We start from the raw sequence: 18,780 nt of genomic DNA on the forward strand, positions 1-18,780 counted from the left end.
TCATTTACTCCGCAGGAACGCCGGAACCGACGCGGAAGAAGCTGCGCTCCTGCGCCCTCTTTTCCGGCCTGTGGCGTGTCAGCGCCAGAAGGAAGCCTGCCGTGACGCAGATCGCCATCATCGACGAACCACCATAGGAAATCAGCGGCAGCGTCATGCCCTTGGCGGGCATCAGCTCCAGATTAACGCCGATATTGATCATCGACTGCATGCCGATCTGCAGGACCAGACCGGCCACGGCAAAGCGGCAGAAATCGTCTTTTTCCCTGAAGGCGTGCGAGAGGCCGCGCAACACGATGAAGGCGAAGATCGCCACAAGGAACATGCAGAAAACAATGCCGAATTCTTCCGCCGCCACCGAGAAGATGAAGTCGGTATGGCTGTCGGGAATGATACGCTTGACGATGCCCTCACCCGGGCCGCGACCGAACCAGTCGCCACGAATGATCGCCTCGCGCGCCGTATCCACCTGGAAGGTATCACCCTCACCGGTCCAGAAACGGTCGATACGGCCGGCGACGTGCGGCAGGAGCAGATAGGCGGAGACGATGCCGAGAACGCCGAGGCCGCCGAGCACGATGATCCAGAACCACGGAACACCGGCCATGAAGAACATGCCGCCCCACACCACCGATGTCAGGATGGTCTGGCCAAAGTCGGGCTGGGCGATCAGAAGTGCCGCCACGATACCGAAGGTGATGATGGCAAAGAGGTTACCGGGAATTTCGGGGTGACGCGCGCGTTCGGCAAACAGCCAGGCGCAGACAATGACGAAGGCGGGTTTCATGAATTCCGATGGCTGGATCGAGAAGCTGCCGATGGAAATCCAGCGCCGTGCGCCCTTGACCTCGATACCGAAGAACAGCGCGAAAATCATCATCAGCAGCGACGCGATCAGCATCATCACCGCCACGCGCCGGACCTGACGCGGCGACAGGAAGGAAAGACCGATCATGATCGCCAGCGAAGGCACCATGAACATCGCCTGACGTTCCACGAAGAAGAAGCTGTTGAGACCGATGCGTTCGGCAACCGCCGGCGATGCCGCAAATGACAGCATCAGGCCGATGCCCATCAGCGCGATGAACGCCGCCAGAAAGAAACGGTCGATGGTCCAGAACCATTCCGCGACCGGACCGCGATCAACTCGGCTTACCATGGCCTCAGCCCCCTTTTCCAGAGTGAACGAGCATCGTCACGCCATCGAGCGCCGCAACCTGCGCGACGAACGAATCACCTCTGATTTCAAAGTTCTTATATTGGTCGAAGCTTGCGCAAGCCGGGGATAACATCACGATATTGCCGGCCGTCGCATCTTTTTCCGCATCCGCCGCCGCATGCTGCACCGCCTTGTCCAGCGTGCCGGATATTTCATAAGGCACGGCTTCGCCGAGCGTCGCTGCAAATTCCGCCGCGGCCTCGCCGATCAGATAGGCCTTGGCGATGCGCGGAAACAGGGGCGCAAGGCTGGCAATGCCGCCGGCCTTTGGCAGACCGCCCGCGATCCAATAGATGCGCTCATAGCTCGACAAGGCGGGTGCTGCTGCATCGGCATTGGTAGCCTTGCTGTCATTGACGAAAGTGACATTGCCGCGCCGACCGACCGGCTGCATGCGATGTTTTAGGCCGGGGAAGGACTTGAGACCTGCGCGAACGTCCTCTTCGGAAACGCCGACGGCAAGGCATGCGGCAATTGCAGCCGCTGCATTCTGGGCATTGTGGCTGCCGCGAAGCGTCTGGATGCCGTCGAGATCGACCAGCAGCGAGGACTTGCCCCCATGCGCCCGCAGGATGCGGCTGCCTTCGGCGTAAAGACCTTCGGAAACGACATTGCGCTTGGAAATGCGCTCCACCTTCACGCCGGCACGCTCGATGCGGTCGGCGATCAGCGTGGAATAGCTGTCATCAACGCCGACAATTGCCGTGCCACTACCGGCCACAAGCCGTTCCTTGACATCGGCATAATGCTGCATGGTGCCGTGCCGGTCGAGATGGTCGGGCGTCAGATTGAGCAGAATGCCGGCCGTCGGATTGATCGTCGGCGCCAGATCGATCTGGTAGGACGAGCATTCAACGACATAGAAACGTTGCGCTTTCGGCGGATCGAGGCTCAGCACGGCAGTGCCGATATTGCCGCCGAGTTGTGTATCGCGGCCCGAAGCCTTGAGGATATGGGCAATCAGTGCGGTCGTCGTGGATTTGCCGTTCGTGCCGGTGATGGCGATGAAGGGGCAATCCGGCGCATGCGCCCGGCGCTCGCGAATGAAAAGCTCGATATCGCCGATAATCTCGACACCCGCCGCCCGGGCAAGATCGACCGACCAGTGCGGCTTCGGATGCGTTAGCGGCACGCCGGGTGCGAGCACGAAAGACGAAAAGGAATGCCAGTCTATCGTTCGAAGATCAGCCGTCGTTATCCCTTCGGCCTCAGCCTTGGCGACGCTGTCGGGATTATCGTCGAAAGCAACGACATCCGCGCCGCCGGCAACCAGTGCCCGGGCCGTGACGAGGCCCGAACCGCCAAGCCCGAAAAGCGCGACCTTCTTACCTCTGAACGACGAGACCGGGATCATCGCTCACCTCAGCTTCAGCGTAGCGAGGCCGAGCAGCGCCAGACCGACGGAAATGATCCAGAAACGGATGACCACCTGGCTTTCCGTCCAGCCTTTTTTCTCGAAATGATGGTGGATGGGCGCCATCAGGAAAACGCGCCTGCCGGTGCGCTTGAACCAGAAAACCTGGATGATGACCGAGAGTGTTTCCATCACGAACAGGCCGCCGACGATGACCATGACGATCTCGTGCTTGGTGGCGACAGCGATGGAGCCGATGAGGCCGCCGAGCGCCAGCGAACCCGTATCACCCATGAAGATGGCGGCGGGCGGCGCGTTGAACCACAGGAAGCCGAGGCCAGCCCCGACCACCGCGCCGACGATGACAGCGAGCTCACCCGTTCCGGGCACGAAGTTGATCTGCAGGTAATTGGCGAAAACCGCGTTACCGGCGAGATAAGCAATCACGCCGAAGGTGGCGGCTGCAATCATGACAGGCACGATGGCGAGACCATCGAGACCGTCGGTCAGGTTAACCGCATTGCCGGCGCCGACAATCACGAAAGCACCGAACAGCACGAAGAAATAGCCGAGATTGATCACGAGTTCCTTGAAGAACGGAAAGGCGATGGAGCTTCCGAGCGTGCCGCCATGCGGTGCGGAAGCAAGCGCCACCTTCATCATGAAGAACACGGCAATCGCCGCAATCAGGAATTCGATGCCGAGACGGGCTTTGCCGGAAAAGCCCTTGTCGCTCTGCTTCGTCACCTTGAGATAGTCGTCGTAAAAGCCGATAGCCCCGAAGCCGAGCGTCACCATCAGAACGGCGACGACGTAGACGTTCGACAGGTCACCCCAGAGCAGCGAACCGCCGAGAATACCGGCGAGGATCATCAGCCCGCCCATGGTTGGCGTGCCAGCCTTCTTGAAATGCGTCTGCGGCCCGTCGGCGCGGATTGGCTGGCCCTTGCCCTGGCGCACGCGCAGCGAATTGATGATCGCCGGTCCGAAAAGGAAGACGATCAACGCAGAGGTGAACATCGCCGCACCCGCCCGGAAGGTGATGTACCGGAAGAGGTTGAAGACTTGAATTTTATCCGACAGTTCGACGAGCCAGATCAGCATAATTGCCCTTTCAAAAGGCTATTTCAGACTTGGCGTTCCGTCTCGGGGAATGCCGGATACTTGTCAAGCAGTGCCGCGACAATCTTGCCGAAACCCAGCCCAAGTGACGATTTTACCATCAGCGCATCGCCCGGTTGCACCCATTGCAGGGCAAAATCTGCAAGTTCAGCTGTCGTTGGGAACCAGATGACAGTTACACTGTCCGGAAGCGCATCGCGAAGGGCGGCCATCGCCTCCCCAGCCAGCCAGACATGTTCGATACCACCGGCTAGCAGCGGCCCCGCCAGTTCCTCATGTAGCTGGGCTGAGAATTCACCCATCTCCAGCATGTCGCCGAGAACGGCAACGCGACGGCCATAACCCTGCGTTTCTGTTTCCGCAAGCACGGCAATCGCCGCCCGCATGGAGGCGGGGTTGGCGTTGTAGCTCTCATCGATCAGCAGGAAGGAACCGCTTTCAATCGTCAGTCGATGGCGCTGTCCGCGCCCCTTGACTGCCTCGAGCGTTCCGAGCACCTCGAAAGCGCGGTCGAGATTGGCGCCGGTGACGGCAACAGCGCCAAGCACCGCCATGGCGTTGTCGGCAATATGCCTGCCGGGAATGTTCAGGTGCAATTCGCTCGTTTCGCCGTTCAGGATCGCCCAGATGGTCGAGCCCGTGGACGTGCTTTCGAAATCGGCCAGCCGGAAATCGGCCTTGGCATGCTGCCCGAAGGTCAGGATATGCTCGATACCCTGGTCCTGCGCCGCTTCTTCAAGTTGCTCGAACTGGGCGTTGTCACGGTTGAGGATGACGAAGCCGCCCTCCTCCAACCCTTCGAATATCTCCGCCTTGGCGCTCGCGATCTCTTCTATGTTCTTGAAATTGCCCAAATGAGCTGGCGCGATGGTGGTAATGATCGCGACATGCGGACGTACCATCTTGACCAGCGGACGGATTTCGCCGGAGTGGTTCATACCGATTTCGAAAACGCCGAATTCAGTATCGGCGGGCATGCGCGCCAACGTCAGCGGCACACCCCAGTGATTGTTGAAGGACGCCACCGCCGCATGAACCCGGCCCGAAGGCGCCAGAGCCTGCCGCAACATTTCCTTCGTCGTCGTCTTGCCTACAGAACCGGTCACCGCGATGATCCGCGCCGTGGTCCTTTCACGCGCCGCAATGGCGAGCTTGCCAAGCGCCGCGAGGACATCCTCCACGACGATCATGGGCACGGTCAGGCGGCCGAGGGCCGGCAGCTTGCCTTCGGCGACGACCAGCAGGCCCGCACCATTGGCGACAGCAAAACTCGTATAGTCATGGCCGTCGACCCTATCGCCCTTGATGGCGAAAAATGCTTCACCAGCCTTCACAGTCCGGCTGTCGATGGAAATGCCGGTGATACCGGTCGGCAGGTTCCCGACGGGACGCCCTGCCGTGATGGCGATCATGTCGGCGACTGTCCATAACCAATTCAAATCTTCAATCCTTCCAGCGCGGTACGCACCTGTTCATGATCGGAAAACGGCAGCGTCACGGAACCGACGATCTGCCCCTCTTCATGCCCCTTGCCCGCGACGATCAGCGTATCGCCGTTCGAAAGCAGCGACACCGCATGACGGATCGCCTCTGCCCTATCGCCAATTTCCAACGCACCCGGCGCAGCCGCCATGACTTCGGAACGGATCGTTGCAGCGTCTTCCGAACGCGGATTGTCGTCGGTAACGATGACGATGTCGGAAAGACGTGTCGCCACTTCGCCCATGATCGGGCGCTTGCCCTTGTCACGGTCGCCGCCGCAGCCGAAGACGGTGATGATGCGGCCGGAGGTGAAGGGCCTGACCGAGGTCAGAACATTTTCAAGCGCATCCGGCTTGTGGGCATAATCCACATAGGCAAGCGCGCCGTTCTTCGTCTGGCCCACAAGTTCCAGGCGACCGGCAGCACCGATCAGCTTTTCAAGCGCCTTCATGGCCGTTGCGGCGGAAACGCCGGTGGACATGGCAAGACCGGCGGCGACGAGAGCATTGGCTACCTGAAAATCGCCGGCCAGCGGAATGTCGACTTCGTGGATCACGCCGTCATGGTGCACTTCGATCAGCTGCTTGTGACGGAAATGCTCTACACGCTTCAGCGTCAGATAATCGCCCTTCCGGCCAACGGTGCGCACATTGAGGCCTGCATCCGCGGCGGCGCGAATGGCCTTATCCGACCAAGGGTCGTCGGCAAAAATGACGGCTGGCGCGCCCTTTTCCATCAGCGTGTCAAACAGCCGCATCTTCGCGGCCATATAGTCCTCGATGGTCGGGTGATAGTCCATGTGATCACGGCCGAGATTGGTGAAGCCGGCCGCAGCGAGCTTCACGCCATCAAGTCGACGCTGGTCGAGGCCGTGGCTCGAAGCTTCCATGGCTGCATGAGTCACACCTTCGGCAGCAAGCTCGGCGAGAAGCGCATGCAGCGTCACCGGATCCGGTGTGGTAAGCGCGCCATAATCTTCGCGGCCGGGAGCGATGACACCCGTCGTGCCGATCTGGGCGGCGGCATGGCCAGCGAAAGCCCAGATTTGCCGCACGAAGGAGGCAACGGAGGTCTTTCCCGCGGTGCCGGTAACGGCGACCATGGTTTCCGGCTGTTTTCCATAAAAACGGGAAGCGGCGAGCGAAAGGTAGAGGCGCGGGTCAGTGACAGCAAGGACCGGCACATCGGCATCCACCGCATGCCCGGAAACGACGGCAACCGCACCCTTGGCGACCGCGTCCTTCACATAGGCCGCGCCATCCGCCTTGGTTCCCGCAACCGCCACGAACAGGCAGCCGGGCGCAGCCTTGCGGCTGTCTGCGGTAATTCCCCCGATTTCGATTGCCCCTATCTCAGACAGGAGCAATTCATTCAATTCCGGAAACGCCGTCCCGGATATATCTCGCAAATTCATCGACTGTGTCCGTCTTGTCCCCCCGGCGCGATTCGCCGGAACACCATAAGCTCTAACAATCAATAAGACACGAGCAAGGCCGAGCCATCCTTGCCGAACTTCGGCTTCACGCCCAGCACTGCCGCTGTGCGGCTGATGATATCGTGCACCATCGGCGCAGCCGAGGTGCCTGCAAGTGCCGCGCCATTGCCCTTGTCCGTCTTCGGTTCGTCGATGAAGGAGAGCACCACATATTGCGGGTCGTCCATCGGGAATGCCGAAAGGAAGGCATTGAAGTTCTTGTCATGCACATAACGGCCATTGACGACCTTGTCAGCCGTACCGGTCTTGCCGCCGACATTGAAACCGTCGACGCGCGCATTACGGCCAGAACCGTTGACACCGTTCCATTCGAAAAGGAAGCGCATATCCTTGCTGGCGCCGGGCTTCAGCACCTGTTTTGCCACCTGATCCGCCTGTTCGCGCGTGCGCGGCAGGAATGTCGGCTCGATCAACTTCCCACCATTGACGAGCGCGGCACCGGCAACTGCTGTCTGCAACGGCGTTGTTGAAACGCCGTGGCCGAATGAAATGGTGATCGAGTTGATCTTCTTCCATTCGCGGGGCTGTGAAGGCAGCGCCACTTCAGGCAGTTCGGTCTGCATGCGCGTCAGAAGGCCAAGCCGCGTCAGGAATTCCTTGTGTCCTTCGGTCCCCACGGTGTCGGCGATTTTTGCCGTACCGATGTTCGACGAATACTGGAAGATTTCCGGCACCGAGAGCATGCGGCCCTTGCCGTGGAAGTCCTTGATGGTGAAGCCACCGATGCGGATCGGATAACGCGCGTCGAACATATCGCCCAGGCGGACGCGACCCGAATCGAGACCCATGGCAATGGTGAAGGATTTAAAGGTGGAGCCCATTTCGAACGTGCCGTTCGACATGCGGTTGAGCCATCCCTCCTTGGCGCCTTCTGCCGGGTTGTTCGGATCATAATCCGGCACGGAGGCCATAGCGAGCACTTCGCCGGTATGCACATCCAGAACCACAGCCCCCGCGCCGATCGCCTGGAACTTGGTAATGGCCGAGGTCACGACTTCACGCACGATGGACTGGACGCGTAGATCGATGGAAAGCTTCACCGGCTCCAGCGGCTGATCGCTGGTCATGCCGAGCGCCGTCAGATCGGCCAGTCCCTGGCTGTCGACGTAACGTTCCATTCCGGCAACACCGCGATTGTCGATATTGACGTGACCGACAACATGGGCAGCTGTTGGCCCGCCAGGGTAGAAGCGGCGCTTTTCCGGGCGGAAACCGACACCGGGAATGCCGAGCGCCAGGATCTGGCTCTGCTGCTTCGGCGTCAACTGACGGCGCAGCCACTGAAAGCGCGAATTGGAGGAAAGCTTCTGATAGGTGCCGCGCTGGTCGAGATCCGGCAATACAGTGCGCAGCTTCTCGATGGCTTCGTCGATATCGACGATGCGATGCGGCTCCGCAAACAGCGACACGGTGCGGATATCAGTCGCCAGAACCTCGCCGTTACGATCAAGAAGATCGGGACGCGACGCCATCAGCCGGTCGGCAGGGGCAATGCTCGAAACCGTTTCCTGCTCGGCAAGGCCATATTGCACCAGACGGCCGCCCACGACGCCGTAAAAGGCGATGAAGCCGAAAATGATGAGACCGACGCGGCTTTTCGCCTGGGCCGCCCTCTTCTTGCGAGCGCCCTCGAAAGCAGCATGGTCAGTATGAATGCCGGTGGTGCTGGCGGAAAAGTGAGCCTTGCTCTTCAGAACCATGACGCGGGAGAGAAAAGACATCAGCGGTCCACCGATCCAGTTATGGTTTCATCCATTTCGCCATCTTCATCGCCTGCGACAGCGGCGACGGCAGGAGCCGGAGCCGCCGTGGGACGGGAAACACGCGCCCGCGGTGTTGGAACAGGAGCGCCATTGGCGGCAATCTGGCCGGCGGGCGGTGATTTCTTCTTGGCAGTTCCGCCAAGCGTGGCGCCCGGCTTGGAGCCGTTGACGGCAGCGGCGATGACATCCGCAACGCTCATGCCTTCCGGCTCGGGCGGCTGCGGCAATTGCGAGCGCAGCATCGGCAATTCGCGCGGCTGCGCCAATTGTGTCGGCAGCGTCGGCGAAAGGCCAAGCTCGTCCTGATAGGCATTCACGAGACGATGAAGGCGGTTCGGCTGGGTCAGCAGTGCCCAGTCGGCCCGCAAAAGATCAATCGTGTCTTTTTCGAGCTTGATTTCGGTCTCGAGCTTGCGGACCTGTTCCAGCTTGAGATCGGTCTTGTGCTTGATCGAATAGGTCACCACCGCCGCAGCGACCATGACCCCCATCAACACGACATCGAATGTGCGCAGCATATCAGCCTCCCATCTTTTCAAGGCTGGCGAGATCGGGAAGTTCGAAAATTGAAAAATCTGCCGCCCGGGCAGGTGCCGCCGTGCGCAGGCCGGCGCGCAGCTTGGCCGAACGGGCCCGCGGATTGATCTCCGCCTCCTCGTCGCTTGCAGCGACCATCGGCTTGCCGATATTTTCGAAAATGGCGGGCTTGTCTTCCACCATCGGCAGATGGCGGGAACCCGCCGCCTTTCCGGAACGTTCGGAGAAGAATTTTTTGACGATGCGGTCTTCGAGCGAATGGAACGTGACGACAACCAGCCGGCCGCCGGGCTTCAAAGCCCGCTCGGCTGCAAACAGCGCCTGCGCCAATTCGCCGAGTTCGTCATTGACGAAAACGCGCAGCGCCTGAAACACCCGTGTTGCGGGATGGATCTTGTCTTTAGCCTTGCGCGGCGTAACGATTTCAATGAGGCCCGCCAGATCACGCGTGGTGCGGAAGGGCTCTTCCGCCCTCCTCTTTTCAATGGCGCGGGCGATGCGGCCCGGCTGCTTTTCCTCGCCAAGAAAACCGAAGATGCGGATGAGATCGCCGACCTTGGCGCGATTGACGACATCCGCCGCCGAAACGCCGGAGCTCGACATGCGCATGTCTAGAGGACCGTTCTTCTGGAAGGAAAAACCGCGCTCGGCCTCGTCTATCTGCATGGAGGAAACGCCGATATCGAGAACCACGCCGTCAAGACCGCCTTCCGGCGCGTGCCTTGCCAGATCGGAAAATTGCGATTGAATGAGGGTAAGCCTGCCGCCATTTGCAGCAACCATGGCCTGGCCGCCGGCGATCGCGTTCGGATCGCGGTCAAGCGCGATGACATTGGCACCTTGATCGAGAATTGCCTGGGTGTAGCCACCGGCGCCGAAAGTGCCGTCGAGGATGACCTTGCCGGATGCGGGTTCGAGCGCAGCGATCACTTCGCGAAGCAGGACCGGGATGTGACGCTGAGGTCCCTCACCGGCATCAGAAGATCGCCCGCTAGAATTCGCCGCCATTCCGTGTCCCCGTCCTATGCGGGGCGTGCAGCCGAAAAACCGCGCCCCGCTCTTGCTGCCGCCTGCGCCGCCAAAAACGCCTGCGGTTGCCAAAGCTGAAAATGATCCGCTCGTCCAACGAAGGTGACATCCGTGGATATGCCGGTAAATTCCCGGACGAAATCCGTCACCGTCAACCGACCTTCCTGATCGAGCTTCATGAAAACGCCGCCGCCGTGTACCAGCAGCGACATTGCGTTCGCCTCCGGCGAGAAGGCATCCATGGACGCGATCTGCCGCTCGTAGCGCTCCAGCAAATCCGGACCGCCGACACTGATTGCCGGAAACGCGAAATCCTGAAGACAATAAAGCTCCTGAATCCCACGCTGTGCCAGCACCGAACGAAACGGAGACGGAACCGAAACGCGCCCCTTGGCGTCGATCCTGTTCGTTACGTTCGATAAAAAGCGGTCCATTACTCAACTCGCCAAAACCGCATTCCGCAAAGCGAATCATCCGCCCCACAGACAACACCGGTACGCACGACACATCGCCAAGCGTCAGGGCGACATGCCCTGCAGCAGCCCGTTGCAGGCTCCTCACTCGTTTCAGCGATTGCGGGTCAAAAACACGACCCAGTGTGGTGTGCATTTGGGATACCATGGGACACTATGGGCGTCAATGGGAGAAGCCGGCACGATACCGACTCCGCATCGGAAATTCATAAGCCGTTAAGTTTAACGAATGGTTTACTGCGCGAACTCATGTGCCAGCGGGAACAAATAAAACTTGGGTCGATATGCCATTTTTTTGTTTGCGAAACAGACACTTGGCGACCCTCGCCGAACACGCGCCACTTAAATCGCAAAAGGCGCTCTGATGCTGCCGTGGGAATGCCAGCTTGGTTGGCGTTACGGCTATCTGTGTGATTTAGCGATAGACCAGTTGCAGAGGTTCGATTTGACGCAGAAGCAATGCGCATGTTGCGCTCAGCCAGAACCGTCACTCTCAACAAACAACAACGCCGCGACGCTTGACTTTTTAAACTTTCAATTGATTTTGATTTCTGAAGTTGTGTTTTTCATTGTGAGACAATAATGCCGAATTACGTGGCAGGCTTACCTGCCTTCTTAAGTTATTTTCTGATCGGCCTGCTCTGCCTGGCAACCTTTTCCGCTATTTACACCCGCCTTACTCCCCACCGCGAGGGGGAGTTGATCAAGGCCGGCAACTTTGCCGCCGTCGTCGCTTTTTTGGGGGCACTGATCGGCTTCAGCCTGCCGCTCGCCTCGGCGGCGGCTAATTCCGTCAGCCTCCCCGACTATATCGTCTGGGCAGTGATCGGCCTGCTGGTACAGGTTCTCGCATTCTACATCGCCAAACTCTCCATGACCGACCTGCACCTGAAAATCACCGAGGATAACGTTGCGGCCGGGCTCTGGAGCGGCGGCATCGCTGTGGTCATCGGGATTTTAAACGCAGCCTGCATGGCCTATTGAGGAACAGACATGTATTTGGACGTGACAGAACATCCGCGTCTCGCCCTCGGTACGATTGCCGCAATAGGCCTTTTTATGGCTTTTTCATCGGAGGAAGAGGTTCTTTATACCTCAGTTGAAAAATGCGTTGCCTCCGGTGTCTATCCCAAGGCTTGCCAAGCGGCATCCGAAGACGCCGGCCAACATCACCTCGCCACTGCACCTAAATTTCTCAATATGGTCGCATGTGAAATGGAATACGGCGCGGGAAACTGCTTTGAGCTGAAACAAAATCTCAATTCCACTAACCCCACCGGCATAGGTGTCTTCACACCCTCACCCGCCGGTTTTGTTATGCCTCGGTCCATCGAAAACTTTGCAGACTACAGCAACTATCGCCGCAGGCAGAAAAACAGCGAGTCGGGTTCCAACGGTGCGATGTCGGCCTATCGAAAACGCAACGGCGACCTCGTCATACCGGATGTGACGGCCAGTGAACAGGACCAAGGCGGCGGGGGAATCACGTCAGGAGGAGGCGCGCTAGCGAATGACGTGAAGACGTCCAACGCCAAAACGAACGTCAAGGGCCGTGGTGGATTCGGCGGCCACTCCTTTTCAGGAAGCTGACATGCGCCGCATCACAGTCCCGCCGCGCCCGGATTGGCGCGAGAAAGCCAATGCTGTCGGTTTCTCCTTCCATGAAATGCATGGCGAGCCTTACTGGGTGGACGATGCAGCCTATTGCTTTGGACTGGCTGAAATCGAGCGCGACATCGAAGAACCGAGCCAGATCCTGCACGACATGTGCATGGATCTCGTCGCCGACATCGTACACAGTGAGGAGGCTTTAACCCGTCTTGCCATCCCCCGCGATCACCATGATGTCATTCGAAATTCTTGGCGGCGGTGCGACCGCCACCTGTATGGCCGCTTCGATCTTGCCTATGACGGGCATGGCCCTGCAAAGCTGCTGGAATACAACGCCGACACGCCCACTTCCGTATTCGAAACGGGATATTTCCAATATAACTGGCTGACCGATCAGGTCGCCCTTGGAACGCTCCCGCCGCAAACCGACCAGTTCAACTCGGTTCAGGAAGCTTTGATTGAGGCCTTCGGTCAATTCTCGCGAGACAGGATTTTCCATTTCGCGGCGGTGAGCGACAACGCCGAGGATTGCGGCACGACGATTTATCTCATGGACTGCGCCATTCAGGCGGGCCACCGTGCCCAATTCCTCGATATCAGAGACATCGGCATCGATGCGTGCGGGCGTTATGCTGACCTTCAAAGTCGCGTCATCGAACGCTGCTTCAAGCTTTATCCCTGGGAATACATGTTACGAGAATCCTTTGCCACGCATCTGCCTGCACAAGGCGATATTTTCATCGAGCCGGCCTGGAAAGCCGTGCTGTCGAACAAAGGCCTGCTGCCTTTGCTCTGGCAGCGGCATCCCAATCACCCGAATCTGCTCCCGAGTTTCTTCCCAGATGATCCTGAAATATATGAATTACGGGATTACGTGGTGAAGCCGCTTCTCTCGCGTGAAGGCGAAAATGTCAGCCTTTACCGAAACCGACGCGAAATTTTATCGGCCCCCGGCAATTATGGCCAAGAGGGGTATGTTTTTCAGGCATACGCACCATTGTTCAAGAGCGATTTCGGATACGCCGTGTTAGGAAGCTGGATCGTCGCCGATCGGCCCTGCGGGCTCGGGATTCGCGAGGACGCGTCACCTATCACCGCAAATCTCTCCCGCTACGTTCCCCATATCATCGAGGGCTGATCGCCACCGAAAAAAGCGGCAGGAAAATCGCCAGTTGGCCTGTAAGCCGGGTTCTGTATGGCCCCGGTATGACCCGGAACGTGGCAGCCATTCATCTGGGACGGCATTTGCATGCCGCCTCTCGCAACCCACCCGGATGACGGGCCCGGAAACCGGCTGTAGACGAAGGCTTTCGCCCGCGCCCCGTGTCATCCCTATTCGGTCTTGCTCCCGGTGGGGTTTACCTTGCCACCACTGTCACCAGCGGCGCGGTGGGCTCTTACCCCACCCTTTCACCCTTACCATGCCAGGCATGGCGGTTTGCTCTCTGTGGCACTTTCCCTGGGGTCGCCCCCGCCGGACGTTATCCGGCACCGTATTTCCGTGGAGCCCGGACTTTCCTCACCTTACCGTCTTTCGACATTGGTAAAGCGCGGCTGCCCAGCCAACTGGCATGGCGTCAATACCCATGTTCTTTGGCGAAAGCCACCGAAAAGCGTAACGGAAGATCAAAGAAATGCAGGCTTGAAATCCGTTGCATAGGCGTCGTTGCCAATTTTTCCATCCCGCAGCAACAGGGCGCCTAACCGCCCGATCTCGTCGGAACTCTTGGCTGCCGTACCGTTGCCGCCAGTCAGAACCGCGATGCGCGGTGACGTCGTAAAGCCGATGGCCGGATAACCGCCCGGCGTTTTGGACACCACGCAGGCGGCCATGGAAATGCGCGACCGGTCGATGGATGGCACCAAGGTCCCGACGATGGCGGAGAGATGGTCGCGAACGCTTTCGCGCCCGCCGGAACGGAACCATGCGCGGATTTCGGGATCGCTATCGAGCTTCTTATCATCGGGATCGCCGCCGATTTTCAGATAGAACCTGCCATCGGGATAACGGACGGGCGGCAGGAGATAGATATGTTTCGTCGTGTCGCGCGGCTCGTAAATCAGCGACGGCATGCCCGCATATTGTCCCAGCTCCGCCTCGTCTACCTCGAAGAAGGCGACGGTGCGCGCATAAACATTGAGAGCGACGGGCTGCGGCAACAAATCCTTCGTGATCGAGAAGCCACCCGCAGCGACCAGCACCCGGTCTGCCGTATAAACCGCACCCGAGGCCGTCTCGACGCGTGCACGGCCAGCCTCTTCCCGCGTTGAGACGACTATATCGTCGATGAGCGTAACGCCGGCTTTGTCTGCCAGAACGCTCTGCGCCTTCACCAGCGCGCGCGGATTGACGTAACCGGCGTTGTCCTTTTCGAACACGCCCTCGCAGCCCGGCTCGAAGGAGAAATAGGGAAAGGCGCTTTTCAGACCTGCATCGTCAAGCATTTCCGTGGAAACCCGCAGACGCGCCGCTGCCTCACAGACGTTGTCGACAAAGGGATTGTCGCCACCGCGTTCAGGCCCAACCATCAGACAGCCGACGGGAGCGTAAAATTCCACGCCGCTCCTTGCCGCGATGTCGGTGTAGCGCGCGATCGAGCGGTTGGCGAGCAGTGCCCAGTCCGCATCACCATCAATGGTGCGGGTAATGCGCGCCTCATCGTAATGGCTGGCGAAAACACCCGGATGTGACTTGATGTCGGCAGGTTCACAGGGGCCGATCAGGGCCACACCTTCGGTGTTTTCCGCCAGATGGCGGGCGGCGGCAGCACCCATCATGCCACGACCGACAACGATATATTTGAAATGTCCCGACATGCCGCCCTCTTCGCCTCAACCCGCTCTAATACAGCCGCGATTTTGTAGCCGCTTCGCTGCTGAATGTCAGATAAAAACGGGCGACATTTCGGCAGCAAAATCACTCTCGGTCAGCTGGCCATGCAGAAGCAGCACCGCGCCTAGCCGCCCGATTTCGTCGGAAGACTTGGCGGAAACGAAATTGCCACCGGTCAGAACCGCGATATTGGAAGATTGCGTATAGCCGATATATGGATAACCGCTACGGGTAATGGATGCGACGCAGGAACCAGAGGTCACGGGGCAGCCCGCAAGTTCCGGCATGAGCGATAGCGCCCGCTTCGTCAGGAATTCCACTTCGCCCGGCGTGCCGTCGGAATGAAACCAGCCGACTGCTTCGGCCAGCGTTTCCAGCCTGCCCTTTTCGCTCTCACCGCCGATCTTCAGATAGACCTTGCCGTCGGGGTAACGCACAGGCGGCAGAATATAGACGATATCGTCCTCGGTCTCCGCAAGCACGATGGTCGAGGGCATGGAGCCGAAGAGGGCCTGCCTTGCTTCGTCGAGTTCGAAAAACACGATGGTGCGGCCCGTTGCCGCCATATCGACCGGGGAAGGCAGAAGATCAGCCATGTTGGTGAAACCGCCAGCGGCCACTATGACCTTTTCGGCCGTGTGTACGGCCCCTTCCCTGGTGGAAACTTCCACACCTTGGGAGGTATCGCGAACATGCACCGCCGTCTCGCGGATCAGTCGCGCGCCCTGCGCAGCAGCAATAGTGGATTGCGCCCTCACAAGTGCACGCGGATTGACGTGGCCGGCATTGTGCGCCTCGAAGTAACCGTCGTGATCCGACGGCAGGGAAAACATCGGGAACCGGCCAGCCAGCGCATCGCCGCCGATCGTTTCCACGCCAAGACCAAGGCGGTCAGTCGAGACCAAGGCTCGCGAAACGTAGTCTCCAGCAAGCCCCTTGCCGTTTCCGGTAAACAGACAGCCCGCTTCGGTGAAGAAACGGATGCCGCTTTTTGCTTCGATCTCGGCATAGCGCCGGATGGAGCGTTGCGCCAGCTCCGCCCAGACGGGATCGCCATCGAAACCACGGGTGATGCGCGCCTCGTCATAGTGACTTGAAAACACACCGGTATGGGTCTTGCGATCGGCGGGTTCATCCGGCCCGATCAGCGCCACGCCATCCGTTTGCGCCGAAAGGTGCCTCGCTGCCGCCGCACCCATCATTCCGGCACCGACCACGATATATTTGAAATCCGGCATGTCATGCTCCGCATCAGGTTTGCTCCTGACTACAGCATGCACGCATAAACCGGAATCGATTTTCGTGACGTCCGAAACATGCCGCGCAAGAGCGTGCAGCGGTTTTGCAATAACGAGATGCGTTAAAACAAGGACTTAAAGCTTATCGCCAATCTGAAACATCACGACACGCTTGAGCAAAAGACCTCAGCTGGCCAGAAGCGCCTGGACCTTGCCGCAATAACGCTTGGACACCGGGTTCATGCGGGTGGCGGCGTGGCCGGCATTGTAACGCAGGATCGTGCTGCAAACCTCACCGCCGCCAAGCTGGTGGGCGGTTGCCAGATATTGCATGCCCCAGCGAATATTGGTCTCGGGGTCGAAGAGGGCTTTGGTCGTGCCGCGAAAGCCCATCATGCGCGCCGTTGCCGGCTTGATCTGCATCAGCCCGACCTCGCCCGCGCTGCCGCGAGCCCTAGGGTTGAACTTGCTTTCTACAGAAACGACGGCATGGGCCAGATTGGTGGGGACGCCGTAACGCTTGGCATATTTGACGATCAGATCGGAATAGTCGTTCTTGAGCGACGAAGGCAGGCTCTTTTCGGGAACGGGATAACCGGGCGTACGGAAGAAGGTCCCCAGCGTCACGGTTTTGGTCTTGACGTCCTCGTCTTTGGCAAAAGCAATCCCCGCCTGCGAAACGAGCATAGCAACGCCCGCTGCGACAGCAACAAAAACTCTGTTCATCTGTTGAAATAGTCTCCAGATCGGATAACCGGAACAATGAAACGATAAAAACGTCCAGCGCGCGGAAAGTCGATTACGACCTTCTACCGTCCAGTCTCCTTGATTGATATTGACGGCAAGCTCCCCTGAAGAACAGCACCGCGTCCACTGCGGCTCTTAGACTTCCTCAATGCGGATTAACTGTGGCACAACAAAAAAATCGACTTGCGCGACCGGGAAACGGGGAAGGCTTTTCCAGAAACGGCGTTCAAACGGCCGAAAATTTCGGAAGGCTGGCAATCAGCCGATGCAGCGTGTCGATCGTGGAAAAATCCGCGATACCATCCACCAGCGCCGGGCGGAAATGCCGCTGAAAGGCGGCCACGGCACCTTCTGTTTTTTCGCAATATGCGCCTGTTATTTCAACGCCATATCCGTAAATGGATAGCATGGACTGGAGTGCTTCCACCGGCTGGCCGTGATCGCCGCGCTGAAAAAAACGTCCGCCGCGGATCGGCGCTGGCTCTACCCAATGACCGACACCGTGCCGCGACAGGATGTCCCATGGGAATTTTTCACCCGGATCAACCTTGCGGATCGGCGCCACATCGGAATGCGCAAGCACCCTTTCAGGGGCGATAGACCACCGCTGGCCGCAATCGCGACACAATTCGATGACGGCAGCTACCTGTTTTTCCGGAAATTCCGGCAGGCCGCCCGGATGGCCCTGATTGGCGATTTCAATCCCGATGGAGCGGGAATTGATGTCCGCCTCCCCCGCCCAGCTGCTTTTGCCCGCATGCCAGGCGCGGCGAGTTTCCGCAACAAGCTGCATGACACGCCCGTCTTCAAAAACGAAATAGTGGCTGGAGACCTGGCTCGCGGGATTGCAGAGCCAAGAAAGGGCGCCATCGGCGGTCGTCATGCCGGTATAGTGCAGGAGAATGATATCCGGGCCCGCCACGCCCTGTCTTTCGCCATGGTTGGGAGAAGGCGCAACGGTTGCGCCCCCGAAATCCGGGTTGAAATCCGGCAGAAATTCACTCATGCGACGCGGCGTTCTTTCTCGATGGCCTCATAGGCGGCATTGAGAGCCGCCATACGCTCATTCGCGGCAGCGTGCAATTCCATCGGCACACCGCGCGCGATGAGCTTGTCCGGGTGGTGCTCGGCAACCAGCGAACGGTAACGCTTGCGAATATCCAGAAAGTCGTCCGAGGGCGAAACGCCAAGCACGCGATAGGGATCGCGCCCATCCATATGAACGTGCCGTGCCATGATCGTTTCGAAATGATCTTCGGTAATATGGAAGATTTCCGCGATACGGCCGAGAAACGCCAGTTCCCGCTCGTGTATCAAGCCGTCTGCCTTGGCGATGTGGAACAGGCCATCGATGACGCTTTCCAGCATCTCGCAATTGTCATGGCCGGAGCCGCAAAGACCGGCAAGACGTTCGGCATAGGCCTCGTATCCCGCAACGTCCTGGCGTGCGAGATTATAAAGGCGGGCAACGTTTCTGGCTTCTTCTTCAGGAAAATCGAAAATCTGCCGGAAGGCGCGCACTTCGGCATCGTTCACGACACCGTCGGCCTTTGCCATCTTTGCCGACAGCGCGATAATGGCCACGGAAAAAGAAACCTTGCGGCGGGTCTCCGGATCTCCCTCGAAAAGGGTACGGATCGCCTCTACCACGCGACCGAGCGTGCTGCCTGCCGCGTCACCGATCGCGCCGAGCAGCCGTTCCCACAGGGATGAAATATGCAAACAGGCGAAATCGAACATCATGACGCCAAGCATGACGGCATATCGCCGTGAATGCAATATGCGCGGCGCCGCTGCGGCATTAACTTTTATTCATTTTTGCGACAGTTTTTCTTCAGGAGCAAGGGGGCGGCAAACGGGAGAGCAACGGTTTTCCA

General features: G+C 59.0%; 17 protein-coding genes and 1 other RNA gene. 3 read left to right on the forward strand and 15 right to left on the reverse strand.

What is annotated here, in order from left to right; all coding sequences use genetic code 11:
- Positions 1 to 4: 4 nt before the first annotated feature.
- Genes ftsW through mraZ form a run of 9 tightly spaced genes read right to left on the reverse strand, consistent with a single transcriptional unit; the run spans position 5 to position 10,435 of the window.
- The gene (gene ftsW / locus ACZ5A6_RS08890) at positions 5 to 1,159 is read right to left on the reverse strand and encodes a putative lipid II flippase FtsW (RefSeq protein ID WP_003513223.1); all 1,155 of its coding nucleotides are present in this window, start codon (positions 1,157 to 1,159) and stop codon (positions 5 to 7) included.
- 4 nt (positions 1,160 to 1,163) lie between these two features.
- Positions 1,164 to 2,573: a UDP-N-acetylmuramoyl-L-alanine--D-glutamate ligase gene (murD, locus tag ACZ5A6_RS08895; RefSeq protein WP_038491619.1), complete on the reverse strand. Its 1,410-nt coding sequence runs from the start codon at positions 2,571 to 2,573 to the stop codon at positions 1,164 to 1,166.
- Between the two features lie 3 nt (positions 2,574 to 2,576).
- Positions 2,577 to 3,677, reverse strand: coding sequence for a phospho-N-acetylmuramoyl-pentapeptide-transferase (mraY, locus tag ACZ5A6_RS08900; RefSeq protein WP_003513226.1), 1,101 nt, complete (start codon positions 3,675 to 3,677; stop codon positions 2,577 to 2,579).
- Between the two features lie 23 nt (positions 3,678 to 3,700).
- Positions 3,701 to 5,134, reverse strand: a complete 1,434-nt coding sequence (locus ACZ5A6_RS08905) for a UDP-N-acetylmuramoylalanyl-D-glutamyl-2,6-diaminopimelate--D-alanyl-D-alanine ligase (RefSeq protein WP_026330779.1) — start codon at positions 5,132 to 5,134, stop codon at positions 3,701 to 3,703.
- Positions 5,131 to 6,591: a UDP-N-acetylmuramoyl-L-alanyl-D-glutamate--2,6-diaminopimelate ligase gene (locus ACZ5A6_RS08910; RefSeq protein WP_174061059.1), complete on the reverse strand. Its 1,461-nt coding sequence runs from the start codon at positions 6,589 to 6,591 to the stop codon at positions 5,131 to 5,133. The genes ACZ5A6_RS08905 and ACZ5A6_RS08910 overlap by 4 nt, the downstream gene beginning before the upstream one ends.
- Positions 6,592 to 6,650: 59 nt before the next feature.
- Positions 6,651 to 8,393: a peptidoglycan D,D-transpeptidase FtsI family protein gene (locus tag ACZ5A6_RS08915; protein ID WP_003513230.1), complete on the reverse strand. Its 1,743-nt coding sequence runs from the start codon at positions 8,391 to 8,393 to the stop codon at positions 6,651 to 6,653.
- Positions 8,393 to 8,953: a cell division protein FtsL gene (gene ftsL / locus ACZ5A6_RS08920; RefSeq protein ID WP_019565277.1), complete on the reverse strand. Its 561-nt coding sequence runs from the start codon at positions 8,951 to 8,953 to the stop codon at positions 8,393 to 8,395. The genes ACZ5A6_RS08915 and ftsL overlap by 1 nt, the downstream gene beginning before the upstream one ends.
- A 1-nt stretch (position 8,954) precedes the next feature.
- The gene (gene rsmH, locus ACZ5A6_RS08925; RefSeq protein ID WP_026330778.1) at positions 8,955 to 9,980 is read right to left on the reverse strand and encodes a 16S rRNA (cytosine(1402)-N(4))-methyltransferase RsmH; all 1,026 of its coding nucleotides are present in this window, start codon (positions 9,978 to 9,980) and stop codon (positions 8,955 to 8,957) included.
- A 14-nt stretch (positions 9,981 to 9,994) separates the two neighbouring features.
- Complete coding sequence (gene mraZ / locus ACZ5A6_RS08930) at positions 9,995 to 10,435, reverse strand: division/cell wall cluster transcriptional repressor MraZ (RefSeq protein ID WP_013636515.1); 441 nt, start codon at positions 10,433 to 10,435, stop codon at positions 9,995 to 9,997.
- Between the two features lie 621 nt (positions 10,436 to 11,056).
- On the opposite strand from mraZ, the gene ACZ5A6_RS08935 reads away from it, so the two are divergent.
- Genes ACZ5A6_RS08935 through ACZ5A6_RS08945 form a run of 3 tightly spaced genes read left to right on the forward strand, consistent with a single transcriptional unit; the run spans position 11,057 to position 13,223 of the window.
- Positions 11,057 to 11,458 (forward strand): DUF350 domain-containing protein, encoded by a 402-nt coding sequence (locus ACZ5A6_RS08935; RefSeq protein ID WP_003513245.1) that lies wholly within the window; start codon positions 11,057 to 11,059, stop codon positions 11,456 to 11,458.
- 9 nt (positions 11,459 to 11,467) lie between these two features.
- The gene (locus ACZ5A6_RS08940) at positions 11,468 to 12,064 is read left to right on the forward strand and encodes a DUF1190 domain-containing protein (RefSeq protein ID WP_003513247.1); all 597 of its coding nucleotides are present in this window, start codon (positions 11,468 to 11,470) and stop codon (positions 12,062 to 12,064) included.
- A 1-nt stretch (position 12,065) separates the two neighbouring features.
- Positions 12,066 to 13,223 (forward strand): glutathionylspermidine synthase family protein, encoded by a 1,158-nt coding sequence (locus ACZ5A6_RS08945; protein ID WP_003513255.1) that lies wholly within the window; start codon positions 12,066 to 12,068, stop codon positions 13,221 to 13,223.
- A gap of 26 nt (positions 13,224 to 13,249) precedes the next feature.
- Here the strand turns inward: ACZ5A6_RS08945 and rnpB are convergent.
- The 6 genes from rnpB to ACZ5A6_RS08975 form a co-directional block, all read right to left on the reverse strand.
- Positions 13,250 to 13,655: RNase P RNA component class A (gene rnpB / locus ACZ5A6_RS08950), an RNA gene on the reverse strand.
- A 56-nt stretch (positions 13,656 to 13,711) separates the two neighbouring features.
- Complete coding sequence (locus tag ACZ5A6_RS08955) at positions 13,712 to 14,902, reverse strand: FAD-dependent oxidoreductase (RefSeq protein WP_464110912.1); 1,191 nt, start codon at positions 14,900 to 14,902, stop codon at positions 13,712 to 13,714.
- A gap of 66 nt (positions 14,903 to 14,968) precedes the next feature.
- Entirely contained in the window at positions 14,969 to 16,156 is a 1,188-nt protein-coding gene (locus ACZ5A6_RS08960; protein WP_174061058.1) for an NAD(P)/FAD-dependent oxidoreductase, read from the reverse strand.
- Positions 16,157 to 16,342: 186 nt separating this feature from the next.
- Positions 16,343 to 16,882 carry a lytic transglycosylase domain-containing protein gene (locus ACZ5A6_RS08965; RefSeq protein ID WP_025594054.1) on the reverse strand — a complete coding sequence of 180 codons (540 nt, stop codon included), beginning with the start codon at positions 16,880 to 16,882 and terminating at the stop codon, positions 16,343 to 16,345.
- A 247-nt stretch (positions 16,883 to 17,129) separates the two neighbouring features.
- Positions 17,130 to 17,909, reverse strand: coding sequence for an N-acetylmuramoyl-L-alanine amidase (locus tag ACZ5A6_RS08970; protein ID WP_174061057.1), 780 nt, complete (start codon positions 17,907 to 17,909; stop codon positions 17,130 to 17,132).
- Positions 17,906 to 18,646 (reverse strand): J domain-containing protein, encoded by a 741-nt coding sequence (locus ACZ5A6_RS08975; protein ID WP_013636520.1) that lies wholly within the window; start codon positions 18,644 to 18,646, stop codon positions 17,906 to 17,908. Before ACZ5A6_RS08975 ends, ACZ5A6_RS08970 begins: the two co-directional genes overlap by 4 nt.
- Positions 18,647 to 18,780 lie beyond the last annotated feature (134 nt).

This window comes from Agrobacterium sp. 6Ca8 (genome assembly GCF_055382765.1).